The organism is Pseudomonas sp. 34 E 7 (genome assembly GCF_900005715.1).
In the GTDB taxonomy this organism is placed as follows: domain Bacteria; phylum Pseudomonadota; class Gammaproteobacteria; order Pseudomonadales; family Pseudomonadaceae; genus Aquipseudomonas; species Aquipseudomonas orientalis_A.
The window spans coordinates 56,420-63,477 of sequence record NZ_CVTX01000142.1 but is presented as its reverse complement, the minus strand read 5'-3'; the positions used below and the strand labels follow the sequence as shown (position 1 = coordinate 63,477).

At 61.4% G+C, this 7,058-nt stretch carries 6 protein-coding genes; 1 reads left to right on the top strand and 5 read right to left on the bottom strand.

The window, feature by feature from the left end:
- Window positions 1-341 precede the first annotated feature (341 nt).
- The gene (locus BFP96_RS14435; protein ID WP_065893744.1) at window positions 342-530 is read left to right on the top strand and encodes a hypothetical protein; all 189 of its coding nucleotides are present in this window, start codon (window positions 342-344) and stop codon (window positions 528-530) included.
- Window positions 531-623: 93 nt separating this feature from the next.
- Here BFP96_RS14435 and BFP96_RS14430 read toward each other — a convergent pair whose 3' ends face one another.
- From BFP96_RS14430 to cysM, 5 genes are all read right to left on the bottom strand, one after another.
- On the bottom strand, window positions 624-1,169 hold the full coding sequence (locus BFP96_RS14430) for a DUF2058 domain-containing protein (protein WP_057011833.1): 546 nt from the start codon (window positions 1,167-1,169) through the stop codon (window positions 624-626).
- A gap of 25 nt (window positions 1,170-1,194) precedes the next feature.
- Window positions 1,195-2,028, bottom strand: coding sequence for a nucleoside triphosphate pyrophosphohydrolase (gene mazG, locus BFP96_RS14425; RefSeq protein ID WP_065893745.1), 834 nt, complete (start codon window positions 2,026-2,028; stop codon window positions 1,195-1,197).
- 67 nt (window positions 2,029-2,095) lie between these two features.
- Window positions 2,096-4,342 (bottom strand): GTP diphosphokinase, encoded by a 2,247-nt coding sequence (relA, locus tag BFP96_RS14420; protein ID WP_065893746.1) that lies wholly within the window; start codon window positions 4,340-4,342, stop codon window positions 2,096-2,098.
- A gap of 120 nt (window positions 4,343-4,462) precedes the next feature.
- Entirely contained in the window at window positions 4,463-5,815 is a 1,353-nt protein-coding gene (rlmD, locus tag BFP96_RS14415; protein ID WP_065936458.1) for a 23S rRNA (uracil(1939)-C(5))-methyltransferase RlmD, read from the bottom strand.
- Window positions 5,815-6,717, bottom strand: coding sequence for a cysteine synthase CysM (cysM, locus tag BFP96_RS14410; protein ID WP_065893748.1), 903 nt, complete (start codon window positions 6,715-6,717; stop codon window positions 5,815-5,817). The genes rlmD and cysM overlap by 1 nt, the downstream gene beginning before the upstream one ends.
- Window positions 6,718-7,058 lie beyond the last annotated feature (341 nt).

Sequence of the window (7,058 nt, the reverse complement as noted above, 5' to 3'; positions counted from 1 at the left end):
CCTGCGTTCGGCCAGCGTGGTTTAACGGGGCGCCTAGGATCAAAAGCAGATCAAGATCAAGAGCGACTCGCTTCGCATCGTGGTTACGGTTGGGCGCTGCTGAGTTGTGTGGGTACCTATGCCCCCCGATGGCGTCAGTAGCCTGCCCCCAAACATGAAACTTTTGTCATCTAACCCAACCACCTGCGACCAAATGCCACGGTTTACATGGCCTGCAGCACTGTTGCGTTTCCTGCAATGAATTGTTGCACGCAAAACCGGTTTACTTAGCAAGCTAACAAATCATATAACAAAGGCCTGCGACGACTTGCCGCAGATCAACCAGAGATTGGAGCAAGCAGATGACTGTAAAAGTAACTGAACGCGACGATGAACATATGTCCCACGAAGCACTAGGCCACGGGATTCACATCTGGGATGTACATCAACAAGATTTGCTGGTCGGCATGTTTCACAACGAGAGCGATGCTCATAATTATAAAAACGAACTTGAATCGCTTGAGATGAAACGCCAGGCACAAGGCTCCTGAAATTCCGAAATCGCGTAGACGTCCGGCCCACGCAGCCGGGCCGCCTGCAAACGAAAACCCCGCCTGTTGGCGGGGTTTGTCGTTTCTACAGCCTTACCACATCAGATCATCCGGGATCTGGTAGGCGGCGTACGGATCGTCCTCATCCGGCACCTGGCTTTCGGTCAGGAGGTTGAGCTGAACGATACGCTCCGGCGCGCGCTCCTGGATCTTCAGCGCGGCTTCGCGCGGGATCACTTCGTAGCCGCCGCCGTGGTGCACGATGGCCAGGGAGCCATTGCTCAGTTTATTGCGCATCAGCGTGTTGACCGACAGGCGCTTGACCTTCTTGTCATCCACGAAGTTGTAGTAGTCCTCGGTGGTCAACTTTGGCAGCCGCGAGGTTTCGATCAATTGCTTGACCTGGGCCGTACGGGCCTTGGCCTCGGCTTTTTCCTGCTGCTGGCGGTTCAGCTCCTGGTCGCGCTTGACCTTCTCGGCGTGCGCCTCGGCGGCCAGGCGCGCCTGAGTGTCATCGACCTCAGCCTGGCCCTTGTGGACCAGGCGCTGCTGTTTCTGCTTCTCTTTGCCGACCTGCTTGGCCTGCTTTTGATTGACCAGACCTGCTTTGAGCAACTGGTCGCGAAGGGAAAGGCTCATGGTGCTTACTCACTTGGGCAACTGCTCAACCGCAGCTGGATATAGTCTTTTCCTGGCGTTTGGCTTCGCCCCACAGGGCGTCCAACGTTTCGAGGGTGCAATCTTCTATGGGTTGGTGCGTGTCGCGCAATGCCTGTTCGATAAATCGGAAACGTCGCTCGAACTTGGCATTGGCACCGCGCAGCGCGGTTTCAGGGTCGACCTTGAGGTGACGGGCCAGGTTGACCGCTGCGAACAACAGGTCACCCACCTCATCGGCAATCGCCACCGAGTCGTTATCGGCCATGGCTTCGAGCACTTCATCCAGCTCTTCGCGGACGTTATCCACCACCGGCAACGCCGACGGCCAGTCGAAACCTACTTGGCTCGCGCGCTTTTGCAATTTGGCGGCACGGGACAGCGATGGCAAGGCGGCGGGCACATCATCAAGCAAGGAAAGTTGCTCGGGCGCGTCGGATTTTTCCGCGCGCTCCTCGGCCTTGATCTGCTCCCAGCGCTGCTTGACCTGCTCTTCGCTCAACTGCGGGATATCCAGCGGTGCGTAAAGATCGCCGGTAGGAAACACATGGGGATGACGCCGGATCAGCTTGCGGGTGATGCCATCGATCACCCCGGCAAATTCGAAGCGCCCTTCTTCACGCGCCAGCTGGCTGTAATACACCACCTGGAACAGCAGGTCGCCCAGCTCGCCTTGCAGATGATCGAAGTCGCCGCGCTCAATGGCATCGGCCACCTCGTAGGCTTCTTCAAGGGTATGCGGCACGATACTGGCATAGGTTTGCTTGATGTCCCACGGGCACCCGTATTGCGGGTCGCGCAGGCGGTTCATCAGGTGTAGCAGGTCGTCTAGTGAATACATCGATCTCTTTCCACTGAAGATCCAGTGTGGGAGGGGGCTTGCCCCCTCCCACATTATTTAACTGCGTTCACCCAGGGGTGCGATTGCGCCGCGTCTCAATGATGTTCGGCAGCTGGGAAATCCGCCCCAGCAACCGCCCCAGCGCGTCGAGCCCCGGGATCTCGATGGTCAGGGACATCAGGGCAGTGTTGTCCTCTTTGTTCGAGCGGGTGTTGACCGCGAGTACGTTGATCCGCTCATTGAGCAGCACTTGCGAGACGTCACGCAGCAACCCGGAACGGTCGTAGGCGCGGATGATGATGTCCACCGGATAGGTGAGCACCGGCACCGGGCCCCAGCTGACCTGGATGATCCGCTCCGGCTCGCGCCCGCCCAGTTGCAGCACCGAGGCGCAGTCCTGGCGGTGAATGCTCACGCCGCGGCCCTGGGTGATGTAGCCGACGATGGCGTCGCCCGGCAACGGCTGGCAGCAACCGGCCATTTGCGTCATCAGGTTGCCCACGCCCTGGATCTGGATATCGCCACGCTTGCCAGGCTTGTAGCCGGTGGCCTTGCGCGGGATCAGTTCCAGCTGTTCGTTGCCACGCTCCGGCTCCACCAGTTGCTGGGCCAGGTTGACCAACTGGGCCAGGCGCAGGTCGCCGGCACCGAGGGCGGCGAACATGTCTTCGGCGATCTTCATGTTGGCCTTTTCGGCCAGCTTGTCGAAGTCCACCTGGGGCAGGCCCAGGCGCGCCAGTTCGCGTTCGAGCAGGGTCTTGCCGGCGGCGACGTTCTGATCGCGGGCCTGCAGCTTGAACCAGTGGACGATCTTCGCCCGTGCCCGTGAGGTGGTGATATACCCCAGGTTCGGGTTCAGCCAGTCGCGGCTCGGCGTGCCGTGCTTGCTGGTGATGATCTCGACCTGCTCACCGGTTTGCAGGCTGTAGTTGAGCGGCACGATGCGGCCGTTGATCTTGGCGCCACGGCAGTTGTGGCCGATTTCGGTGTGCACGCGGTAAGCGAAGTCCAGCGGCGTGGCGCCCTTGGGCAGGTCGATAGCGTGACCGTCGGGGGTGAAGATGTAGACCCGGTCCGGTTCGATATCCACGCGCAGCTGTTCGGCCAGGCCGCCGATGTCGCCGAGTTCTTCGTGCCACTCCAGTACCTGACGCAGCCAGGAGATCTTCTCTTCGTACTGGTTCGACCCGGCCTTGACGTCGGTGCCCTTGTAGCGCCAATGGGCGCAGACGCCCAACTCGGCCTCTTCGTGCATGGCGTGGGTGCGGATCTGCACTTCGAGCACCTTGCCCTCAGGACCGATCACCGCCGTGTGCAGCGAGCGATAGCCGTTTTCCTTGGGGTTGGCGATGTAGTCGTCGAACTCTTTGGGAATGTGGCGCCACAGCGTGTGGACGATCCCCAGCGCGGTGTAGCAATCGCGCATTTCCGGCACCAGCACACGCACGGCCCGTACGTCGTAGATCTGGCTGAACGCCAGGCCCTTGCGCTGCATTTTGCGCCAGATCGAATAGATGTGCTTGGCGCGCCCGCTGATGTCGGCATCGACGCCGGTGGCCTGCAACTCGGCACGCAACTGGCCCATCACGTCGCTGATAAAGCGCTCGCGGTCGAGCCGCCGCTCATGCAGCAGCGTGGCGATCTGTTTGTATTGATCGGGTTCGAGGTAGCGGAAGGACAGGTCCTCCAGCTCCCATTTGATATGACCGATGCCCAGGCGGTGCGCCAGCGGCGCGTAGATGTCGAAGACTTCGCGGGCAACGCGGTTGCGTTTTTCGTCGTCGGCGGTTTTCACCGCACGGATCGCGCAGGTACGTTCAGCCAATTTGATCAGCGCGACGCGGACGTCGTCGACCATCGCCACCAGCATCTTGCGCAGGTTTTCCACCTGGCCCTGGGTCCCCAGCACCATGGACTGGCGCGGGCTGAGGCTGGCACTGATGGCCGCCATGCGCAGCACGCCGTCGATCAGCTTGGCCACCACTGCGCCGAAACGCTGGCTGACGGTCGGCAACGGAATATGCCCTTCGCGCACGCCGCGATAGAGCACGGCGGCAATCAGCGAATCCTGGTCCAGCTTGAGATCGGCAAGGATCTCGGCGATTTCCAACCCGGTACGAAAGCTTGAAGTGCCCTCCGCCCACAGGTTCTTGGCCGCATTGTCCTGCTGTTCAGACTCACGAGCGAACTCGCAGGCTGCTTTCAAGGCTTCACGGTCCAGTGCCGGGTCGACACTGACGGCATGATCCAGCCATGCCTCGAGATTGATACTGCCGTCGGTGTTGATCGGCTGGTGTGCTCTCACCTGTACCATCTTGCTTACCTTCCCTACGACGCACCTTGGATGCGCCAAAAATCATCGCCGACCTTGCTGCAGATTCCCTGGCAGTTCACGGCCCTGGAGACTGCAGGCCAGTCGGATTAAACGGGCATCCTAGCCCGCTTCAAATAACGCCATGGCCTCGACATGCGCTGTCTGCGGAAACATGTCGAGGATCCCGGCACGCTTTAGCCGGTAGCCTTGCTTGACCAACTCAACCGTGTCCCGCGCCAGCGTCGCCGGATTGCAGGACACATACACCAGGCGCCTGGCCCCCAGGGTGGCAAGTCTGCGCACAACTTCCTGGGCACCGTCGCGCGGTGGGTCCAAGAGTACCGCAGAAAAGCCCTGTTTGGCCCATTCCGCGTCAGTCAGGGGCTGGGACAAATCGGCCTGAAAAAACCGTGCATTATGCAAATTGTTGCTTAGGGCATTCTGTGCCGCACGCTCCACCATGGTCTGCACGCCTTCCACGGCAACGACTTCGCGTACCTGCCTGGCCAGTGGCAGGGCAAAATTGCCCAGCCCGCAAAACAGGTCCAGCACCCGTTCATCGGATTGCGGCGCCAGCCATTCCAGGGCCTGGGCGACCATCGCCTCGTTGACCCCGGCATTGACCTGCACAAAATCACCCGGCCGGTACGCCAGCTCCAGGTCCCACGCCTCCAGGCGGAAACCGAGCGCGTTACCCGGCTCGACCGGCTCCGGCTGGCCCTCGCCCTGCAGCCACAACTGGGCATCATGGAAGGTGCAAAATTCTTTCAACACCTGCATGTCCGCCTCGGACAGCGGTGCCATATGCCGCAGCAACACGGCGATGGCCGTACCACTGAACAACTCCACGTGCCCCAACGCCTGAGGCTTGCTCAAACGGCGCAGCATGTTCGGCAGACGCTGCATGATCGGTTGCAAGGCCTGTACCAGTACCGGGCAATCATCGATGGCGATGATGTCCTGGCTGGCCACGGCGCGGAAGCCTACTTCAAGCTGCTTCGCCTTGGCATCCCAGCGCACGGCCACACGGGCGCGGCGTCGGTAGCCGAACTCCGGCCCGCTCAAAGGCGCAGCCCACGCTTGCGGTTCGACACCGGCCACACGGGACAATTGCTCGGCGAGCATGCGCTGTTTCAGCGCAAGTTGTTCGCCATGGGGCAGGTGTTGCACGCTGCAGCCGCCACAGCGGCCGAAGTGTGCACACGGCGCCGGACGGCGCAGTTCGCTGGCCGTGAACACACGTTCGATGCGCGCCTCGACCACCTTGCCGTGGGCGCCCAGCACCCGCGCTTCGACCTCTTCGCCGGCGAGCGCGCCGTTGACGAACCAGGTGCGCCCTTCGAAGAACACAATGCCGCGCCCGTCGTTGGCGAGGCGTTCGATGGTCAGGCGTTGTTTCTTGCCCACGGGAATCTGAGGGGCCCGGCTGCCGCCCGTCGGTTGGAAACGCAGGCCTCTCTCGTGCTTGGCCATCAGTTGGGTTCGTCGAAGATGCCGGTCGACAGGTAGCGGTCGCCTCGGTCACAGATGATCGCGACGATCACCGCGTTTTCCACCTCTTTGGACAGGCGCAACATACCGGCCACCGCACCACCGGACGACACACCGCAGAAGATGCCCTCTTCACGAGCGAGGCGGCGGGTGGTGTCTTCGGCTTCACGCTGGGCCATGTCGATGATGCGGTCCACGCGCGTGGCGTTGTAGATCCTGGGCAAATACTCTTCGGGCCAGCGGCGGATACCGGGGATGGCCGCGCCTTCCATCGGTTGCAGGCCGACAATCTGAATCGCCGGGTTCTGCTCCTTGAGGTAGCGCGAATTGCCCATGATGGTGCCGGTGGTGCCCATGGAGCTGACGAAATGGGTGATGGTGCCCTGGGTCTGGCGCCAGATTTCCGGGCCGGTGCTGGTGTAGTGCGCTTCGGGGTTATCCCCATTGGCAAACTGGTCCAGCACCAGGCCACGGCCTTCGGCGGCCAGGCGTTCGGCGAGGTCGCGCGCGCCTTCCATGCCCTCTTCCTGGGTAACCAGGATCAACTGGGCGCCATACGCGGTCATCGCCGCCTTGCGCTCGGCGCTGCCGTTGTCGGGCATGATCAGCACCATCTTGTAACCCTTGATCGCGGCGGCCATGGCCAGGGCGATCCCGGTATTACCCGAGGTGGCTTCGATCAGCGTGTCCCCCGGCTTGATCTGCCCGCGCAGTTCGGCGCGGGTGATCATCGACAGCGCCGGACGATCCTTGACGGAACCGGCCGGGTTGTTGCCTTCAAGCTTGAGCAACAGGGTATTGCTGGTGTCACCCGCCATGCGTTGCAAGCGGACCAGGGGTGTGTTGCCGACGCAATCGGCGATTGTTGGGTACTGCAAGGTCATGGCGTATTCGCAATCCAGACTGCGGGGGCGGACATCATACCGGGAAAGGTCGGCGGGCCATATCACGCAAAGTGCGGTGCTTATGGCTTATAGGAATAAGGAAGAAGTGGGGTGCCTGTGAGGGCGCTATCGGGGGCAAGCCCCCTCCCACATTCGACCGCACTCTCATGTTGGAACGCTATCCACTGTGGGAGGGGGCTTGCCCCCGATGGCGGCCTCTGGGCCGATCAGGATGTTGGATTGGACCGAGTACATATCCGTTTCTGCGGTAACGGCCACTTAGGGTTCCGCCCTTACGGCGGCTCACTTTTGAAAAGCGCAAAAGTAAGCAAAACGCTCTT

Excerpts from the sequence above, each read along its gene's own strand:
- rlmD (WP_065936458.1), bottom strand. The coding sequence starts at position 5,815 with ATGGCCAAGCACGAGAGAGGCCTGCGTTTCCAACCGACGGGCGGCAGC.
- BFP96_RS14435 (WP_065893744.1), top strand. The coding sequence starts at position 342 with ATGACTGTAAAAGTAACTGAACGCGACGATGAACATATGTCCCACGAA.
- cysM (WP_065893748.1), bottom strand. The coding sequence starts at position 6,717 with ATGACCTTGCAGTACCCAACAATCGCCGATTGCGTCGGCAACACACCC.
- BFP96_RS14430 (WP_057011833.1), bottom strand. The coding sequence starts at position 1,169 with ATGAGCCTTTCCCTTCGCGACCAGTTGCTCAAAGCAGGTCTGGTCAAT.
- mazG (WP_065893745.1), bottom strand. The coding sequence starts at position 2,028 with ATGTATTCACTAGACGACCTGCTACACCTGATGAACCGCCTGCGCGAC.
- relA (WP_065893746.1), bottom strand. The coding sequence starts at position 4,342 with ATGGTACAGGTGAGAGCACACCAGCCGATCAACACCGACGGCAGTATC.